This is a genomic window from Sulfobacillus thermosulfidooxidans (assembly GCF_001280565.1).
GTDB classification, from domain to species: domain Bacteria; phylum Bacillota; class Sulfobacillia; order Sulfobacillales; family Sulfobacillaceae; genus Sulfobacillus; species Sulfobacillus thermosulfidooxidans_A.
On the sequence record NZ_LGRO01000001.1, the window covers coordinates 2,232,122 to 2,250,913 of the forward strand.

The window sequence follows — 18,792 nt, forward strand, 5'->3', positions numbered from 1 at the left end:
TACGGCCCACCCAAAGGGCGTCGGCTAGCTTGCAAAACTCAAACACGCCGTCACTCTTCCACTGATCGTCTGGAATAGTCCAGAGTGAATCGGGATTCATCCGATAATTATCCAAGAATTTGGCGTAATAAGTCATAAAAATCCCCCCAATATGGTCTTGGGGGATTATACGGCAGAGACACTGTACTGCCTAGCCTAAAAAGGATTATTCCAGCGGACGATTCCGCACAGCCCGACGCACAGGGGCCGACGCACGAAAGACGACTTTCCAGTGATCCGGATAGGACTTTACGTTAGGTAAATTGGTCGTTTTTCCGCTCCAAAAATCTAAAAAAGAAAGGATGACAAATATGTCTAGAAAACCGCGTGAACAAGAATTGCTCGGCAACCTTATAGCCGTGGCAATCATTACTTTGTGCGTGGTATAAAGGCTCCGCACAGTTAGTGGGAATTTTAAGTTCCACCGTACAGTGGTTCGATAATTATTTAGCGCTACGTACTATTGGACAATGCAACGAGATCTGTAGCATTGTTCTCTCTGTAATGGAACTTAAACGCAGTTTCCGTAATGGCAAAGATCAGTGGGTGACTTAATGCTAAATTTGCCTTTGTGTTGCATAACTTTAATGGCAATTGATAGCCATTTTGGTCGTAACTGTTCCGGGCTCGTCGAGGATATTCGGTTCATTTCAAAAAAGCCATCACCGGGTATTAGTGTGTCTTTCCGTATAACCAATGCAGTCAGATCAGGTAGATTATGGTTTAAACAATATAGCTCAATGCAATCCAATGCGGCAGGGCCCACTTTTCGATCGCCACCGACAGGGGTGCCTTGACTTGCAAGGAATTTATTTAAAGTGCTGTAGTATACGGTCGGAATACCATCAATCGTGTCTGACTCAAAAAGTGCATTTCCGTTTAACAGTTGCACCAAAGCCACCCACGCCACCTGATTAGCAGCACAATTCCCTTTTGCCATAATAACCCCCCCGGCACTTGTTATCATTGTTAATATTATTAATACATTACAAAACCCGATGCAATCCCGTCATCATGCCACGGGTCACCAGTACCCCAAACACGGACCAGAACGTATCGGATCGCCCTGCTACGCCGGTTCTTCGCCTGTGGGTGTGACCACCGTTATGCTCTGGGTCATCCTATTCCGAACAACGTTTACGTCCACAGCGTTCGGGGACGGTGTAACCAATCCGCCATTCACCACAATTGCTGCTTTTAGTGTTCTCTGGACCACAATCATTGCAATCATTGCCTCGCAACACTTTATGAGTAGTTTTCCGAAATTTGCCACGTCGTCCCCGTTCGTCGTTCGGTTTTTTTCAGATCGTTCGCATCGAACAAAACAATTAGATGGCTATGTTTGGATTTGCTTGTTCGGCTTTGAGCAAGGCAAATAGCATCTCTCTTTCATAAAGAACATGCCAAAACAAACCAAGCCAAGGGAGTATATTTATACCACGGATGACCCCAAAAAGTGAGAGGTCCAGCTAGATTACAGGGATCCGCTAACTGGAAAACGAATGCGCCCTAAGCACGCCGTGTATGGGCGAATGACTGAGGAAGAAGATTGCGAAACTGGTTCATTGCGGGCAGGGTTTTCCCTATGCGGAAAAAATCACGGTAACGGAACTACCAGAAAAATGGTAAAGGGCCAAAAGCACTGGATCAGGGGCACTGGGTCTGGGACAAAAAAGATTAGCGCGAAATCCATTGCAGGCTATCGGCCGCGGATAAAAGCGCTGAAGAGCGTGTGTGGCGCGGCAATAGTGCAACAATTTACGCTGCTGACTATAAATACCATTGTCGAACGTCTATGGCGGGAACATAGCGAGACGTGCATACCCCACTAAATATGTATGTACACCCTACGAAAAAAATGAAAGCGAAAGCAGTGTAAATTATCGACAAAAAAGTGAACAATCATTTAGGGGAAGCGATAATACCAACCTGTGGCAAATCAGTCCTAATGGCTTTCCACACTATTGCTCCCACCGCCCGGGTTATATCTGGATCACGAATGGCACAACAACGGTCGAAGGGCAAGTCCTTGGAATGATTCCGTGAATTTATTACGGCCGGTGATGGACAACTCGTTGCTGCTAACCAGGTTGTCACAGATTTGAATTCGCGTGGGAAGATGAGACGCCCCCAGTCATTCGGACCGACTTATGCTGATGCTTTGGTAGTCACGACAGTCATAAGATTCTCGGCGATTAGTAAATGGATCTCCCAGTATAATGGGAAGAGTTAGTGGATTCGGGAGGAACAATTTTCCGGATCTAATTATGGAGAAAACGTGGGGGATTGCCAATGGTTCTAGACATTATGGTCTCATTGTCGCTGCTCTTAAATTTAGTCATGCTCATTTTATGGTTGACCGGCAATTTGGCCAAAAATGTCCAAGACTTTATTGCCCATCAGATGACGACATTGGAAAAAGGACAGGAACGCCTTGAAAAAACATTGCGCGAGGAAATGGCTCTGACTCGAGACGAATCTCTCAAGGCACAAAAAATGTTGCGAGACGAAGTCACGAATAATTTCAACGCGTTGAGAGAGAGACTCGTGAGTGATTTGGAGCATCAAGCTAAAAGCCAGCAAAACCAATTAGAAAATTTGCGTGATTTGCTGGGAAATACATTGACGCACATGAGTGACACAGCAAAAGAACGGTTTGACAATTTTGCCCGAGAAGCACTGCAATTATCCAACCAGCAAGATAAATATTTGCGTGCCCAGCTTCAAGAAATGGCGGTTCAACAAAAGAATCAACTCGATTCTTTTATGAAACAACTGAGTGAATTAACACAGATGAATGCCACCAAATTAGAACAAGTTCGCGAAACCGTCGAGACCCAACTTATTACTTTACAAAAAGACAATAGCGAAAAGCTGGAACAAATGCGGGCGACAGTAGATGAAAAACTTCACCAGACCTTAGAACAACGATTAGGAGAATCTTTTAAGCTGGTGAGCGAGAGGCTAGAACAAGTGCAAAAAGGATTAGGGGAAATGCAGAGTCTGGCGTCTGGTGTGGGTGATTTGAAAAAAGTCTTAAGTAATGTGAAAACACGGGGAACGCTGGGAGAAATTCAACTAGATCATCTTTTGGAGCAGATCCTCACGCCCGAGCAGTATGAGCAGAAAGTTGCGGTGAAAAAGGGCAGCCTAGAACGCGTGGATTTTGCCATTCGTCTTCCGGGTAAAGAAGATGTCCATGATACGGTGTTCCTACCCATCGACGCAAAATTTCCGTTGGAAGATTACCAGCGATTGGTAGAGGCAGAAGAATCCGGTGACGTGGCTTTAGCTATGGAATCTGCCAAAATGTTGGAGAACCGCATCAAGGCGGAAGCAAAAAGTATTCAGGAGAAATATATTAATCCTCCCCACACGACGGATTTTGCTTTAATGTTTTTACCCATTGAAGGCTTGTTTGCCGAAGTCTTACGAAGGCCTGGACTCTGGGAAATGTTACAACGGGAGTACCGAGTGGTGGTGACAGGTCCCACCACCATTACGGCCTTGTTAAACAGCTTGCAGATGGGCTTTCGCACCTTGGCAATTCAAAAGCGTTCCAGTGAAGTGTGGAAACTTCTTGGAGCAGTCAAAACTGAATTTGGCAAATTCGGCGATATCTTGGAGAAAACGCAAAAGAAACTGCAAGAAGCCAGTAATACGATAGATACTGCAGCAGCCCGTTCGCGTACTATTGAACGCAAATTACGAAATGTCGAAGCCGTTCCTCTTGGCGAAGCCGCTTCTCTCTTAGAGAATGTGGATGTCGGACTGCCGGATTAATTCTAGGGGTCTGGCTTATGGCGCTGTGCTTAAAGGCATTTGGGGATCAAATTGTTCATGGTATAACTGGGCATATAAGCCTTGGGGATTTGTGGCCAGCAACTCATGGTGCGTCCCGCGTTCGACAATTTGACCCTGGTTGATTACGAGAATTTGGTCAGCCGCCAAAATTGTGGATAATCTGTGGGCAATAGCGATAACAGTGCGGCCCTGAAAGAGCCTGACCAAAGCTTCTCCAATGAGCCGTTCGGCGTGACTGTCCAACGAGCTGGTTGCCTCATCTAACAGCAAAATGCGGGGATTACGCAATATGGCGCGGGCAATCGCCACGCGCTGTTTTTCGCCTCCCGATAAACGATATCCCCGCTCACCTACTATCGTCTTGAGTCCTTGTGGAAGGCTTTTGACCACATCGCCTAATTGTGCCGCCTCGATGGCTTCTTGCACATCACGCTCACTGGCTGTGGGTAGACCATAGCGGATATTGTCTTCTAATGTCGTGTGAAATAAAAAGACTTCCTGGGTTACAACAGCAATGACCCGGCGCAATACGTCTTCCCGGTACTGGGATAAGGGATGATGACCTAAGAGCACATGACCTTCATCGGGATCATAGAACCGTGCCGCCAAGGCTAAAATCGTACTCTTGCCTGCGCCGCTCGGACCGACTAAAGCCGTTAATTGGCCTGCTGGTGCCTCAAAATGGATATCTCTTAGGACCTGCTCAGAAGCTCTTGTGTTGGCATCCAAAGAGAGAGGTGATAACGACGGGTAGGAAAAGGACACATGTTCGAAAATAAGGCCTACAGGACTGTGAGGCGTGGGACCGGGTTCGGGAGCTGATACCAAAGGTTCCGGAACGGAAATTTTGAGATCGATAAAGCGAAAAATACGATCAAATACCGCTAACCCGCCGATAAGGGTGGTATTGGCTCCGGCTAACGCGGAGGCAGGAGTAAATAATTGGCCGAGATAGGTAGCAAACGCGACAATCGTGCCTAATTCGGCTTGATGCGTTAAGACCAGGTAGCCCCCATACCCATAAAGTAAGGCTGGACCAAAAGCGGAGAGAATCTGAACAACTAAACCTAACCATTGCCCCACTAAACTTTGTTGAATTTGGGTGTGCCGCACCGCATCGCTCAAGGCGCGAAATTGACGGGCCTCCCGCTCTTTGGTGCCAAAACTTTTTACCACCAAAATCCCTGACAGGGTTAAGGTTTCTTCTAGATGGGCTGTCAATTGGCTAAGCGCCCGCTGCGCCTTGGTTATGACGCGGTAGGATTTCTGTCCATAGGCCATTACCGGCCAGGCAAAAGCAGGCAGGATAAAAAGAGCAATAATCGCTAAACGAGCATTTAAATAGAACATGGTCCCGAGGGTTAATACAATCGTTAAGACATTGATGAACAAGCCACTTAATGTGCGGCTCAGAACGCGCTGGACGGCATTGAGATCATTAATGAGGCGCGAGTGAATGTCGCCGGCCATGGTATGGGTAAAAAAATCAAGGCCCAAGTCCTGTGCGTGATTGTATAAAGCTGTACGCAAGTCAAAAATAATGCCTTGAGCCACGACCGTATTGAGATAATTTTGGGCCACGGTGATGATTGCTCGTGTAGCAGGTATGATAACAAGCAGGCTGGCTAGGGCAAACAGTAAATGGAGATGGTGGTGGGCTAACGCCCGGTCAATAATGGCCCGGATAATTAAAGGCGGGATAAGCGATAAGATTACGCCCAGTGCCGTTAATCCCAAGACTATAAACAGTTTTCCTCGGTGCGGGCGAAGTGTTCTCCACAACCGTTTTGCTGTCTCAAGCCCAGGTTTTTCGCCATCTTTCATATAATCTAATGAATGACGTTGTTCCCAAATGGAATGCATGGGACCCCCGCCAAATCCGTGCATACCCACCTCGTGTCACCTCTTTGGTTACGTTCTTTTGTCTATCATACCCTTAGCAGGTTGTGACATGAGACCAAAACCCGTAATCTTTGAGTCCACAGGGGTTTAATGAATGAGGATAACTCCTAGGAGTCCCACAGCAATAGAGATCCAAGCAAACTGGGAAAGATTGTGCAGGCGAAAATATCGCAACAAAAATTTTGCCGAGAACCAGGCAGTAATCCCGGCTAAGACACCGCCAATTAAGGACGGAACAAGCAATCCATGGAGTCCCCCGTGCAATTTGGGCAATTCTAAGACGCTTGCGGCTAGGATAATGGGAGTGGCTAGCAAGAAGCTAAAGTGAGCAGCGTCTTCAAAGGATAGCCCTTGACCCACTCCACCGGTCATCGTTGCGCCAGAACGGGACAATCCAGGAATTAAGGCTAAAATTTGGAACAATCCAATCTTAAAGGCGGAGCCCACACTTAAGCGCTGCAAAGGAATCTTTCGACTGCGGCGATTTTGATACCACCGGTCTCCCCCAAACATAATGAGACCATTGACAACGAGAAAAATTGCCGCAAGCAGGGGCTTGGAAAAGAGGTGTTCCAAGGGATGTTTTAAAATCAGACCGACCAGCCCTGTGGGAATCGTACCCCAAATAAGCAACCAGGCTAGACGCCCATCATCAGTGTGCGTGCCTTTCAGCCATAAAAACCAGCCACGCACGATACGAATCCACTCGTGACGAAACAGCAACAACAGGGCAATGGCCGTTCCTGCGTGCAAGGCCACTAAGAAAGGCAAATATCGAGAACCTTGTGTGGGAACTTGAAGATGGATAACATGGGGCAAGATCACTAACAATCCCAACGACGAAAACGGAAACAGTTCAGCAAATCCTTGAATCAAACCCAAAATGACTGCACTGATTAATGGCACACTTACCGACTCCTTTAGGCAGTTTCATCAAAACAACATAATGTCCTCCATATTACAATATTCGACGTATATGAAACGAAATTAAATTTTGACAGGATGATTGATGAAAGCAAAATTCCCGAAGAAAGTGAGGCGAATCTCTTTTTACCCGAGTCCGCCGTGATGCATTATGATAAGCTCAACACAGAACCATAAATGTATCGGTACGGTTTGTTGGCACCCAGAAATGGAGGATATATGCCGCCCACCAGAGCTATGGTCAATAAAAATGATATTCTCGCTATTATTCAAGCGAATCGAGCCTTGGGAGCAGATTATGATGAACACACGGCCGATCAAATTTATGATTTGATTCAAAAAACTGCAGGGACTCGTGAATTGACGCCAGATACGCTGATGCATTATCTGCAGCAATTGCCTGAAAAAGAGCGTAAAAAGCTTCTTCGCCCGTTTATGAAACGAAAACACTCGCGATTAGGTCATGTGTCCGCTATTATGGCGCTCTCCATTCCGCTTCTTTTGATTGCTGGACTGATTGCTCATCAAGTGGGAATCTTTGCGGTTTTGGGCTTTGATGCCTTGGTTATTATTTTGATGGAGGGCCTTGACTAATCGTTTTGTCAAAAGCCGAGAGCCCATGATGCGAATACATCACCCATGCTTGAACAAACCACTCGCGCATTCCCCCTCGTGGGCAGCGCCAACCGCTAAAAATTTCCCGGAATACCTCTCGCAGGACTTCCAGCATTGCCGGCGTGAGTGTCTTACGGCGGTATTTGGTCACAAAAACGATATGCAACCGAAGGGAATAAACAGCGTGAGAAGCTGACATCATAATATTTTCGTCCATGGGAACTTAATGATACAAGGGTATTAGCAGGCAGAACAAGGGGGTGAGCACCTGTACAAGGGATATAAATTCCGTCTCTATCCCAGCAAAGAACAAGAGAACATTTTATTGCGCTGGATCGGATGCCAGCGTCTCATCTATCACGCCAAAGTGCAAGAAGATCGTTACTTCCGCAAATTTCAGCGCCGGATGGTTGGTCTCGCGGGAGAGAAGCCCCCGGTCGATCAGCGGTACAGCCATTTCATCACAGAACAGACCGCTTTTCTCCGGGAAGTGCCCTCCCAGGTTTTGCGCAACGGCGCGGTCCGCTGGCAGCAAGCCTACACCCGATTTTTTCAGGGATTGGGCGGGCGGCCCACCATCAAAAGGCGCGGCGGAAAGCAGTCGGTATGGCTTACGCGGGAATTGTTCACTTTTGCTCCAGAAACCAACCCAAATACCGGAGACGGTCTTCACTATCACTTGCATGTTGGCACGCCGAAATTTCCTGTAGGCGTCATCTCTTACAACGCACACCGCCCGCATCGGATTCCCGCATCCATCCACATTTCCGTCGAAGGGGGCCGATGGTTCGTTGCGTTCAGTGCCGAGGATGAGGCCGTCGCGTTACCGGACGGTGATCCGGATCAGGGGATCGAACGCATCGCCGAGAACTTTCGGCGGATGTCGGAGGACCAACTTTTCGCCCGGACCCTGGGCGCGGATCGCGGGGTAGCCAAACCGCTCGCCATATCCGATGGGCGGATGTTTGATCTCCGTCCCATCCAAAAAGTAAGCGTCAAATAGGCCCCACCGGCGAGGTGGGGACTACGGAGGAACGGTCGGTCCATGCTGGTCGGGCCCGTCGCGGCGTGCGTACATGGGCGGGCAACGTCGTGGCCCACGGCAACAGGTCGGCCCATGTCGGGGGATCTTTCAGATCGCGGTGGGGCAACTGCTCCAACAGATATTGGAGGTAGGCGCGGGGATTGAGCCCATTTTCTTTGGCCGTTTCCACGATACTGTAGATGACGGCACTCGCGCGTGCCCCCTTCGCGGTGTTGGCGAACAGCCAATTTTTTCGTCCGATGACGAAGGGCTTGATGCTCCGTTCCGCACGATTATTGTCGATGGCCAATCGGCCATCCTGCAGAAAGGTGGTGAGCGGTTGCCACTGATTCAGGCAATAGGTGACTGCCTTGCCCAAGAGACTCTTGGGCAAGATTACCCGGTTCTGGGCCCGGAGCCATCGGAGAAAGGCGGCCAAGATAGGGCGACTCCGCACCCGCCGCGCCTCAGTCCGTTGCTCGGGCGACAACGCCCGAATGTCGCGTTCCACCGCAAACAACCGATTACAAAAATCCAATCCTTGCCGGATCAGGTTCGGCCCGTCGCGGGCCTGAGCGGGTAGTCCCTCCAACGCTTCCTGAAATTTTCGCCGGGCGTGCGCCCAGCACCCCGCCAACGTCACCCCCTCCAGACTGTGGTATCCGCTGTATCCATCCACCTGGAGATACCCCTGGAAACCGGTAAGAAAGGCCTTGGGATGCTCGCCGCTTCGCGATGGTTGATAGTCATAGAGCACGATAGCGGCGCCTCCCTCACCCCCCTCGTCCACGGGAGTCTCCCCCGTTCGGTATAACCAGAGATAGGACTTTTGATTGGCCGCCCGACCGGTTTCATGGATCACTTGCAGGGTCGTCTCGTCGGCCTGCAGAATCGACCGCTGCACCAGTTCCTGGTGGAGTACGTCCCACAGGGGTGCCAGCCACTGGTCGGCCCCGATCAGCACCCAATTGGCCATCGTTTGGCGTGACAGCCACACGCCCCGGCGTGCCCAGTCCTGTTCCTGGCGATAGAGAGGCACGCCCAAGACGTATTTGCTGTGCAAAATCTCCGTCAGCACGGACGCTGACAACAGGCTACCGGGGTATAAGCGAGGCGGTGCCGGCGCGGTGACGATCGGGACGGTGAGTGCCTCGCGCTCACAGGTGCGGCAGCTATAGACCCACTTCACGTGTTCGATTACGCGGAGTTGCTCGGGGACGAAGTCCAACTCCCGATGCACGTCTTCGCTCATGATATGCATCAGGCCATGACCTTCGGGGCACTGTTGCTCCTCTTTGGGCAGCTCGTGGAGGATCCGAACCACCGGCAAACCTGCCAGATCGAGCTCCCGCTGACCCCGGTGCTTTTTCCGGCGATAGGTGATCACCTGGCCCTCCGCCTCGTCCACGGGATCGGGATCGTCGCCCGCGAGCATCTGGGCTTCATTAAAGAGGTTCAATTGGACCGGATCGGATCGCTCTTGGGACGCCCCAAAGCGGTGGTGAGTCAGCAGGCGCCATTGCGCCTGCCACCATTCCACCTGGCGGGTCAGTTCTGCAATGTGTAGGAGCAGGTGTTCGCGCTCCCGATCCCATTCGTCTTGCTTCTGAGTGATGTTGATGACCATAAAGACGTATTCGACATCGAGTGGCCAAACTCCTGGTCCCAAGCCGCCGTAAATCAAATATTTTTAGCCGACGCGCCGGCCCGCCATGGGCCGGTGGGCCAGCGGCTGATCCAGCGCGAGGCCATCCAAGAGCCATTGCAATTGGCGAACGGTGATGGCCTGCGTCGCAGTGTCTCCTACTGCGGGCCAGACGAATCGGCCACGTTCGAGCCGCCGGTAATGGAGCCAAAATCCGTTGTGGTCCCACTCGAGAATCTTGAGCTTGTCCCGACCGCGATTGCAGAACACAAAGAGCGCGGACCCCGTCGGGTTCTCGCCAAAGTGGAGTTGGACCAGGGTCGCGAGCCCGTCAATGGATTTCCGCAGATCTGTCACCCCACAGGCGAGATGCACCGATCGACTTCGATCCCCTAACCACATGACGCCACCGTCTGAATCACGGCTTGGAGCAACTGGGGATCGAAGCCGGTCGCCACATCGATTTCCACCGGCCCCACCCGGAGCCGCAGGGACGATACGTCCTGCGGGGTTGCAGTCAACGGAACCCAGGAGGGTTCCGCTAGGGACTCGGGCGGTCGCCCGAGTTTTCTATACCAATAGCTCACTCGATCCTCACTGAGGCCTTGTTCCGCCGCCCAGCGACGCTGCGTCATTCCACTCGCGCGAAACGCCTCAATTCGAGATGCCCATTCACGGGCTCGATGTTCACGTTCTATCTTCGTCATCGTTAAGACCCCCTTGTCTTGCTCTAGGGACATTATCCCGAAGATAGCCAGGACAGACTAGGTGTGACCTATTTGACGCTTACTCCAAAAAGAGCGGATACAAAAAAGCCGCCGCCAGCGGGCAAAGTGGCAGCGACGGTCGGCGCGGCGACAAAAAGGCTCCCGGAATCAAAAGAAAGCCTATCGAAAAGTTGCCCTGTATGCGCGCTATGAAGCTAATGTCCGATGGGATTACGCACACCAAACGAGCCATCGATTGGTGGCTAGCGACGAAGCCGATATTATGGTTTTCGAAGATTTGGCGATCTCCCACATAACCCGCCGTCTGAAGCCCCGGAAGGATGAACACGGACGCTGGGGGCGGAACGGCGCTCGGGCGAAGGCCGGGTTAAACCGCGCGATTTTATCGTCCGCTTGGGGACAAGTGGTAAAATTTACGGAATACAAGGCACTGCGGACGGAAAAGTTGGTGATTCTGGTTCCACCGGCGTACAGTTCACAGACGTGTGCCGTTTGCGGTCACGTATCCCCGGACAACCGGCCAAGCCAGGCTGAGTTCGTCTGTCTCCGCTGTGGACACGCAGACAACGCGGACCACAACGCAGCCGTTGTCATTGCTGCACGTGGTGTTCAGAAACTGTTATCGGGAGAACCGCTGACCAAACCCCGCAGAAAAACTCGTATTTTTCGTTCTCTAGGGCCGGAACGGTCCGAAGTCACGCCTGGGGAGATCAGCGTAAGACGTCTGGGGCCAACGGCCCCGGCGCAGCGATCCATGAGCCAGGAACTTCCGGGAGCGATCCCGGAACCCCCCGCCTCAACCCGCGAGGGTTAGGCGGCGGGAGAGTTCATGACGATTTTATTTATCGAAAGAGGATAGAGACTGTTGCAATGGATTCGTTATTTTTATCATGACCTGTACGCATTACGGCCTTTGCTGCCAAGCGATGCGTCACAAAGACTCGCATTTTTCTTAAAAAATCGGTCCTTTCTTGAACCTTATATGCCCCTATTGCACGAGTCCGAGTTCACCTTGGCGCATCAATTAGAGGTGCTGACCAAGGGATATCGTGATATGCAAGAGGACCGTCGCTATCTCTTAGGCATTTTTCCAGCCGGGGATTTAGATGAAGGGCCTTTACTCGGTTATGTCAATCTCAATAATGTAATCCGGGGTGTTTTTCACAATTGTGACATGGGTTACGCCATCGATTATGATCTGAGAAACCAGGGAGTTATGACGGCCGCTGTGAAAGAAGCCATAGATTTTGCTTTTAATGACATCAACCTTCACCGGATTCAAGTTGCCATTATCCCAACCAATACACCGTCATTACGGGTAGCGGAGAAAACGGGATTTCGTCTGATTGGATTGTCTCCCCAGTATTTGAAAATCCACGGCGTATGGCAAGATCATCTGCTTTTAGCCCAAGTCTGCCCAGAGATTCAGCCATATTAGCTTTTACAGCATGACGCTTCTAGGAGAATATCCATGATGGCTGAAACACTTTGGGGGAAATCTCTTCAGAGAGGTGCCGTTCGGTAACGGTCAATTTCCAAAGGGGTTGTCCCGCGGCGAATCCTGCAAAACGCCAAGGCCACCCGGTGCCTTTATCAATCCAGCATTCTAACACCTCACCGGTGTGAAATAAGGAATAGATGGTTGTGGATAGATGTGCGGAGTTATCCACACTAGGCAGGGCTTGTCCATGCCAAAAGGGGCGAGCATCAATCATGATCTCATCAAGATAAGTCCAATTCATGGTTTCAATAGCAGTTATCGGATCAATCCATGGCCATTTCTGCGCGTTTTCCCGTGCGTTTTCTCCGCCTATGCCGCTTAATAGCGGGACTTTTGTGGAGAACTGCTGGCCGTGGGTAATGGCCACAGGAGTATTGGACTGTTCCTTGTAATTTTGTGGCAGAGACCGGTAGGACCACCACTGGGTTTGATGGATTAATAACCCGCTAATGACTTGCGTGGAATCGTCGACGAGACATTCGTGGCGCCACAAGTCTGGTGCTTGCCACCATGATCGCCAGAGTTGCCCATGCCATTCACCAGGCCCTAAATCATAGGAAATCCCTAGTTGATGCTGATTCCAAGCGCGTATACGTCCGGTATGTTCTTTAAGCTCTGCTGTAACTATTTGCGTAGCATGTTGGTCGAATAGAGTATGCATTATGGCCAATAATGAGTGAAATGATGAATCCGTCACGAATAAGCTCCCTTAAGGCAAATATCATAACGTCCCTTCCATATCGATAGGTCCTCGTTATGGTAACGCCAGATCAATTATTGTGTCTTTCTCATGATACCAAATCTTTGCAATAAACATGGCAGTTTCATAGAAGAAGCAATATAACGCACCAAAGTCTCGCAATGCCAGGTGTTGCGAGAAAAGTTGGGGATAACTTGTTCACTGTGTAATTATGACTGGTTTTATCTCATGTCTTGAAAGGGATTACGCGGCGAATTTCTGGATGACTTAGTATGTGAAAAGAGTTTTTATCGAATTTGTGGCGCTTGATTCTGTCGGATTAAAGAAGATTATGGGCTATTGTGATAAGAATGGATGAATCTGTCGAATAGATTAGAATCGTGATTTATCCTCAGATTTGTTCACAATTTGTGGATAACATGGTGACAAATCGTGAACAATCTTGTCGAATCCACAAAATGCGCGTGAAATCAAGCATAGAAATCCACAATTAATCCACAAAACGACCAAATCTGTGGATTATCTGTTAATGACAGACTAGTGAGAACTGCATGGCTTCCCTCTGAAAGCCCAATCTATGAGGTTTTTGAAATTCCACATTGACCATTCTTATGAACTCAATGCGCTTAAGATGATTGTGGCAGATTTGGCATGTGAATTTGAATATGTCAGAACATGGAGTCAAGGGTCGGTACAGGGGCCAATAGCGAAACGCTAGCCATTCACTCTCTAGTCATCCAGTAAAGGGTGCAGAAGAGCAGAATCTACAGGAATGGTCCACGGTATGAAATCCTCTCGGGGTGTGCTGGGGCATTATAGTGCTCTTGCCTCACGGTTACCTATGGGGTCTTTCTTAACAAGCTGAAAAATTCTTATGACAATAATGCATCCAAGCGCATCCTAACTCACGTAAATCTATATGCAAAGCGTTATGAAGAGACTTTAGAGGTGAAGGTGACGATCTATGCAGACAAAACACGTTGTTGCGTTAAGTGCTGCGGCAACACTATTAGCTTTAACGATTCCAACTGGTCTAAGTTTCGCGGCTTCCGCACCAGATTTTACCCAAGATGGGTTTCCTACGGTAGTGAAAACAATTACCGTAACCCCAACTGCGGCCGCAACGATTAAAGCTGGAGATATTACGATTTCCATTCCCGCGGGGACTTTCTCGCAACCGGTCAACTTTAGTCTATTAGAAGGTCCGGTATCCAAAATTGCGATGAATGAACCTGCTGGCATGCAAACTTTTGCCGACTTTGCCTTTAAGGTCACCGAGACATCGAATAATACCTTAGTGACAACCTTTAATAAGCCGGTGATTTTCTCAATTACCAATCCAGCTGTGAATGCGGACACGGAATACTACGACATCAGCCCTTCCGGCCAATATGCTTTAAATCCTATTCCGGCAACGATTAGTGGGACAACGTTGTCTCACGCAATTAAGGCAGACACGGTGGCTTGGGCAGTGGCGGATCCTACTGTTCCCGACTTTACACAACATGGGTTTACCAACGTGATCGCTAAAACCACATTCACGCCAGGACAAGCGACCAGTGTCTCAGCCAATGGAATTACCGTGGATATTCCGGCTAACACCTTTAGCACACCCGTGACTTTCGAGTTACTCCAAGGTCCTATTGCCAATTTCACGGCGGCAGCTCCAAGCTCTCAGGCACCTGTCACCGATTTTGCGTTCAAAGTGATTAATAATCAAACGGGGGCTCTTGTTGGGAAGTTCAACGCGGCAGTGGTTGCTAAGATCACCAACAGTCAAATCAATAGTGCGTCGAAATATTGGGATATTACTCCGAATGGAACCTACCAAGCCAACCCGATTGCTCCAACCATAATGGGAGATACCTTAAGTCATCCAATTGATGCGGCCGCAGTCGGTTGGGTTATCACGTCGCCTGCCGTGCACCAAGCCACCAGTCCCGTAACGGGATTGCCGATTGCGCCGATTCTTGGCGGCGGTGCGGTGATGGTGCTTGCGGGATTATATCTCGTTGTTCGGAAAGGTGCTGTCCACTAACATGAGGCAGCGTCTTTGGGGCGCGGGACTCATCGTTTTAGGGGGGCTCTTGCTATTGAGCCCCCTGCTTCTTCACGTTTATGATCGTGTGACCCAAAACGCATTACTGGTGGAAGCGCCGCATCCTATGTTGGTTAAGAGTCGCCACGTTGATCTTAAACCCGCGGCTTTAGAGCCGGAGCCACCTCTTGGGACTGTAATTGGGACGATTAATATTCCCGCTATTCATGTGAATGCGGCCGTAGTTCAAGGGACAACAGATAGCCTGTTGCTCGGAGCCCCCGGTCATTTTATGGGTTCGGTACTGCCTGGAGAAAGTGGCCTAAGTGTGATTGCAGCGCATAATGCCACCTATTTTCATTTTTTAAACCGTTTGACCCCGCAAGATCCGATTATCGTAACAACACAACAAGGCCAATTTATCTTTAAAGAAACCACGCAAGCGATTTGGCCTGCCAATGCCAATTTACCGGATTCTTCGGCTCCGACATTGGCCTTAGAAGCGTGTTATCCTCTTAATGCTTTATATCTCACTTCAAAACGTGATATTGTGTTTGCCAAATTGGTAAAAGAACGGCCTGCTCGCACGTTTGCCTCTCCAAAGACGTTAACAACGGGAAGTTATTACGCGCATATGGACCCTGTGATTGCCCAACAATACAATTTGCATTTAGCCGATAATAACCTACCGCAAGGAACTTTAACTTATCGCAGTTATGCTTCACCCAATGTCTATAGGGAGTTTGTGACCTCTGAAAAACCGCTTGAGCTGGTGTCACAAGCCGTTCACATGATTTTGGCATATCAAGATACCAGTCAGCATGGACAAAAACATTTGTTGCAGAGTTTATTTCTTCCAGGTCAAGCCCCGGGGGTGAATCCTTTTTGGAACGCAACCTCGGTGCAATATATTGACCGGGTCAATTACCAGATCACCTTAAATGCACAAGGAATTGCCACGGCCGTAACGGTCAATGCTCCTAATGTGCTGGTGGACACTCATCATGTCGCTATAAGTTGGCAGATCACTATAATCCAGCATGAATTATATTTGGACGAGGTGATGGTTCAAAACGTCTAAAATCCCCGAAACTTGAGTCCACGGTGGACGCCGATTAATTTAGCGCATACACTAAAGACGATAATGTTGGTGGAGGGATGCGGGTGGCAGCCTTTGTCTGCTTGACGCCAGATGACGCGATTCGGCGGGAAATTTCCCAGTTAGAGCAAAATTATTGGGATTTTTCGTCGGCCAATACCAAAGAATGGACACATGGCTACCATCCATATCCGGCCATGATGATCCCGCAAGTGGCGAGATCGTTGATTCATCTAATCCTCAAACATCAACCGCGCACCAAACGCTTGTTCGATCCTTTTATGGGCAGTGGCACGAGTTTAGTCGAAGGGCTTGTTGCCGGTCTTGAGGTGACGGGATCCGACTTAAATCCTTTATCCCATTTGCTAGCGTCTGTGAAAACCAGGGTATGGGATCCTGATGTTCTGCAAACAGCTTTTGCCAAAATTGTGACCTACTACCGGTCTCAGGGCGTGACAGAAACCGATTGGCCTCAATTTGAGAACCTATTGTACTGGTTTAAACCGCCAGTGATTGATGATCTCACCCGATTGAAAAAAAGCATTGAAGGGTGTGACGAAGAGGTTCGTGCCTTTTTCTGGGTAGCATTTTCGGCAACGGTGCGTCATGTCTCAAACAGCCGTAACCAGGAATTTAAACTGTACCGCTTGGACGAAAAACGATTGGCGTTATGGAATCCCGATGTGCTCGAGACATTTGGCCGTATTGTACAACGCAATCTATTAGGCAATAAAGAGCTATGGCAACGGCAGCCTCTACCCTCGGTTAGACTACTGCAAGATAACGCGATGGATTTGCGGTCGGTGGAGGATAGCAGTGTTGATTTGATGTTAACATCGCCTCCCTATGGCGATAGTCGAACAACCGTAGCCTATGGGCAATTCTCCCGGTTGTCCTTGCAATGGCTGAACTTGCCTGCTGACTCAATAGAACCCCACCGGGTAGATCAATCCTTATTGGGAGGTAAAACCGTAAAAGCGGTAAATTGTTGGTCCTTGTTACCTTCACCGACGTTAAATCAAGCGCTATCGGTAATTGCCCAGCGTGATTCCCGCCGTGCCCGTGATGTGTTGGCCTTTTATCTTGATTTAGACCGTAGCCTGAAGGAAATTGCCCGAGTGATGCGTCCTGGAGGATTTCAATGCTGGGTCGTAGGAAATCGCCGGGTTAAGGAAGTGCAATTACGAACAGACCAGATGATTTGTGAATTGTCGGAGCCTTATGGATTATCGCATGTGGCCACGATTCGGCGCCGAATTCCTAATAAACGGATGCCCAAAGAAAACAGTCCCACAAATCGCACTGGTCAAAAAGCCGAAACCATGACCGAAGAACATATTGTCATTCTTCGGAAGGAATAAAGACACGTGAAGCACAAGGCATCACAATCCTCTAAATATATCTGATTATTAAATCTTTTTCGTTAATCCCACAAAAAACAGAAAAATTTACGGTATAATCGGATCGTGATTTTAAAGGGCATTTTTGCCTGTTATTGAAAACGTTTTCAGGAGGAGTCATGATGAAAAATAAGATTATTGTTGTCGGAGCAGCTATGAGTTTTTTGACGGCATCATTAGCTGGATGTGGTTCGGCTCCCACAACAACAAATGCATCGTCTTCATCATCCACGGCTATTCCCAAAGGACAAACTATTACAGTATGGTCATGGCAAGGGGGACCTATTTATAACCAAGTGGTAAAGATTGCTGATGCATGGGCTAAAGCGCATGGCGATACGGTAAAAGTTGTCAATCAAAGTAATAATCCCAATGGATTTCAATTTTATGCTACAGCCGCTCGCAGTGGTAAGGGACCTGATGTTGTATTTGGTATGCCACATGATAATAATGGACTGTTTGCCGAAGAAGGCCTCATTTCTCCAGTGCCGCAAGGTGATTTTAATCCGGCTGATTATAATTCATCGGTTGATGAAGCTGTAACTATTAACGATAAAGTCTATTCACTTCCGGATTTTGTTCAAACTACGGCATTATATTATAACAAATCCATGATTAAGACTCCTCCCCAAACATGGGCACAATTTGTTCACGATGCTAATAAATACGGTTTTATGTATCCCCAGCACAATCTATATTTTAATTTCGCGGTCATAGGTGGTATGGGTGGATATGTCTTCAAATATCAGAATGGCAAATTGGACCCGCAAAATATTGGGTTAAATACACCGGGTGCAATTCAAGGCTTTACGTTGATGCGAGACATGGATTCAAAGTATCACTGGATGACTCCTAGCACAGATAGTGCCGTATCTCTATCAAAATTCACCGCCGGAAAAATTGGCATGACGATAAATGGACCGTGGGATATTCCCAGTTTTCAGGCCGCTAAAATTCCTTTTGGCGTGGCGCCATTGCCCACATTGCCTAATGGGCATCCTATGACACCTTTCTTGGGAGTTATTACGACTTTTGTTAATGCGCGAAGCCCTTATCAAGCGGCTGATTGGAGTCTAGCGAAAGCGCTCAGTTCATCCAATGCACAAATGGAATATTTCAAGCTCGAACAACAGATCCCCGCACTAACAAGTTTACGAGAGTCACCCACCATTCAAAATAATGCGAGTTTCAAAGCGTTTTCCGACGAAGTGCGCTATGCGGTACCGATGCCGAACATACCTCAAATGCAAGCAGTATGGTCGGCCATGAGCGTGATTGAAGATATTATCAATGGTAAGTTAACTCCCACAACGGGAGCCAACGATTTTGTCAAAGATATCAAACAAGGCATTAAGGTTGCCCAATCGTAAAAT

At 48.9% G+C, this 18,792-nt stretch carries 17 protein-coding genes; 9 read left to right on the top strand and 8 right to left on the bottom strand.

Translation table 11 applies throughout. The features are described 5' to 3' along the window. Nucleotides 1–550: 550 nt before the first annotated feature. Nucleotides 551–979, bottom strand: a complete 429-nt coding sequence (locus AOA63_RS11100) for a hypothetical protein (protein WP_053959750.1) — start codon at nucleotides 977–979, stop codon at nucleotides 551–553. Between the two features lie 1,352 nt (nucleotides 980–2,331). Here AOA63_RS11100 and rmuC point away from each other — a divergent pair. Then, nucleotides 2,332–3,822, top strand: a complete 1,491-nt coding sequence (gene rmuC, locus AOA63_RS11115; RefSeq protein ID WP_053959753.1) for a DNA recombination protein RmuC — start codon at nucleotides 2,332–2,334, stop codon at nucleotides 3,820–3,822. A gap of 15 nt (nucleotides 3,823–3,837) precedes the next feature. Here the strand turns inward: rmuC and AOA63_RS11120 are convergent, their stop codons facing one another. Beyond that, nucleotides 3,838–5,706: an ABC transporter ATP-binding protein gene (locus tag AOA63_RS11120; protein ID WP_242848320.1), complete on the bottom strand. Its 1,869-nt coding sequence runs from the start codon at nucleotides 5,704–5,706 to the stop codon at nucleotides 3,838–3,840. 126 nt (nucleotides 5,707–5,832) lie between these two features. Further along, entirely contained in the window at nucleotides 5,833–6,651 is an 819-nt protein-coding gene (locus AOA63_RS11125; protein ID WP_053959755.1) for an undecaprenyl-diphosphate phosphatase, read from the bottom strand. 237 nt (nucleotides 6,652–6,888) lie between these two features. Between AOA63_RS11125 and AOA63_RS11130 the strand changes: the two genes are divergently transcribed. Further along, on the top strand, nucleotides 6,889–7,263 hold the full coding sequence (locus tag AOA63_RS11130) for a hypothetical protein (protein WP_053959756.1): 375 nt from the start codon (nucleotides 6,889–6,891) through the stop codon (nucleotides 7,261–7,263). Here the strand turns inward: AOA63_RS11130 and AOA63_RS18990 are convergent. After that, nucleotides 7,238–7,486 carry a transposase gene (locus AOA63_RS18990; protein WP_171822694.1) on the bottom strand — a complete coding sequence of 83 codons (249 nt, stop codon included), beginning with the start codon at nucleotides 7,484–7,486 and terminating at the stop codon, nucleotides 7,238–7,240. The genes AOA63_RS11130 and AOA63_RS18990 overlap by 26 nt on opposite strands. A gap of 66 nt (nucleotides 7,487–7,552) precedes the next feature. Between AOA63_RS18990 and AOA63_RS11135 the strand changes: the two genes are divergently transcribed. Next, complete coding sequence (locus AOA63_RS11135) at nucleotides 7,553–8,287, top strand: helix-turn-helix domain-containing protein (RefSeq protein ID WP_082343909.1); 735 nt, start codon at nucleotides 7,553–7,555, stop codon at nucleotides 8,285–8,287. Here the strand turns inward: AOA63_RS11135 and tnpC are convergent. The 3 genes from tnpC to tnpA form a co-directional block, all read right to left on the bottom strand. Further along, nucleotides 8,280–9,935 (bottom strand): IS66 family transposase, encoded by a 1,656-nt coding sequence (gene tnpC, locus AOA63_RS11140; protein ID WP_139061571.1) that lies wholly within the window; start codon nucleotides 9,933–9,935, stop codon nucleotides 8,280–8,282. The genes AOA63_RS11135 and tnpC overlap by 8 nt on opposite strands. A gap of 63 nt (nucleotides 9,936–9,998) precedes the next feature. Further along, nucleotides 9,999–10,355, bottom strand: a complete 357-nt coding sequence (gene tnpB, locus AOA63_RS11145) for an IS66 family insertion sequence element accessory protein TnpB (protein ID WP_053959758.1) — start codon at nucleotides 10,353–10,355, stop codon at nucleotides 9,999–10,001. Beyond that, nucleotides 10,346–10,660 (bottom strand): IS66 family insertion sequence element accessory protein TnpA, encoded by a 315-nt coding sequence (gene tnpA / locus AOA63_RS11150; protein WP_053959759.1) that lies wholly within the window; start codon nucleotides 10,658–10,660, stop codon nucleotides 10,346–10,348. Before tnpA ends, tnpB begins: the two co-directional genes overlap by 10 nt. Before the next feature lie 97 nt (nucleotides 10,661–10,757). On the opposite strand from tnpA, the gene AOA63_RS11155 reads away from it, so the two are divergent. Together AOA63_RS11155 and AOA63_RS11160 are read left to right on the top strand one after the other, a co-directional pair. Continuing rightward, on the top strand, nucleotides 10,758–11,495 hold the full coding sequence (locus AOA63_RS11155) for an RNA-guided endonuclease InsQ/TnpB family protein (protein WP_242848380.1): 738 nt from the start codon (nucleotides 10,758–10,760) through the stop codon (nucleotides 11,493–11,495). Nucleotides 11,496–11,546: 51 nt separating this feature from the next. Further along, entirely contained in the window at nucleotides 11,547–12,119 is a 573-nt protein-coding gene (locus AOA63_RS11160; protein ID WP_053959761.1) for a GNAT family N-acetyltransferase, read from the top strand. A 19-nt stretch (nucleotides 12,120–12,138) separates the two neighbouring features. Here the strand turns inward: AOA63_RS11160 and AOA63_RS11165 are convergent, their stop codons facing one another. Beyond that, the gene (locus tag AOA63_RS11165; RefSeq protein WP_053959762.1) at nucleotides 12,139–12,879 is read right to left on the bottom strand and encodes a hypothetical protein; all 741 of its coding nucleotides are present in this window, start codon (nucleotides 12,877–12,879) and stop codon (nucleotides 12,139–12,141) included. A gap of 967 nt (nucleotides 12,880–13,846) precedes the next feature. Here AOA63_RS11165 and AOA63_RS11170 point away from each other — a divergent pair. The 4 genes from AOA63_RS11170 to AOA63_RS11185 all read left to right on the top strand — a co-directional run bounded on the left by AOA63_RS11170 (nucleotide 13,847) and on the right by AOA63_RS11185 (nucleotide 18,789). Next, the gene (locus AOA63_RS11170; RefSeq protein ID WP_053959763.1) at nucleotides 13,847–14,920 is read left to right on the top strand and encodes a hypothetical protein; all 1,074 of its coding nucleotides are present in this window, start codon (nucleotides 13,847–13,849) and stop codon (nucleotides 14,918–14,920) included. A 1-nt stretch (nucleotide 14,921) separates the two neighbouring features. Continuing rightward, entirely contained in the window at nucleotides 14,922–16,001 is a 1,080-nt protein-coding gene (locus AOA63_RS11175) for a class D sortase (RefSeq protein ID WP_053959764.1), read from the top strand. A gap of 83 nt (nucleotides 16,002–16,084) precedes the next feature. After that, nucleotides 16,085–17,380: a hypothetical protein gene (locus tag AOA63_RS11180; protein ID WP_053959765.1), complete on the top strand. Its 1,296-nt coding sequence runs from the start codon at nucleotides 16,085–16,087 to the stop codon at nucleotides 17,378–17,380. A gap of 158 nt (nucleotides 17,381–17,538) precedes the next feature. Continuing rightward, on the top strand, nucleotides 17,539–18,789 hold the full coding sequence (locus AOA63_RS11185; RefSeq protein WP_053959766.1) for a maltose ABC transporter substrate-binding protein: 1,251 nt from the start codon (nucleotides 17,539–17,541) through the stop codon (nucleotides 18,787–18,789). The last annotated feature ends 3 nt before the right edge of the window (nucleotides 18,790–18,792 follow it).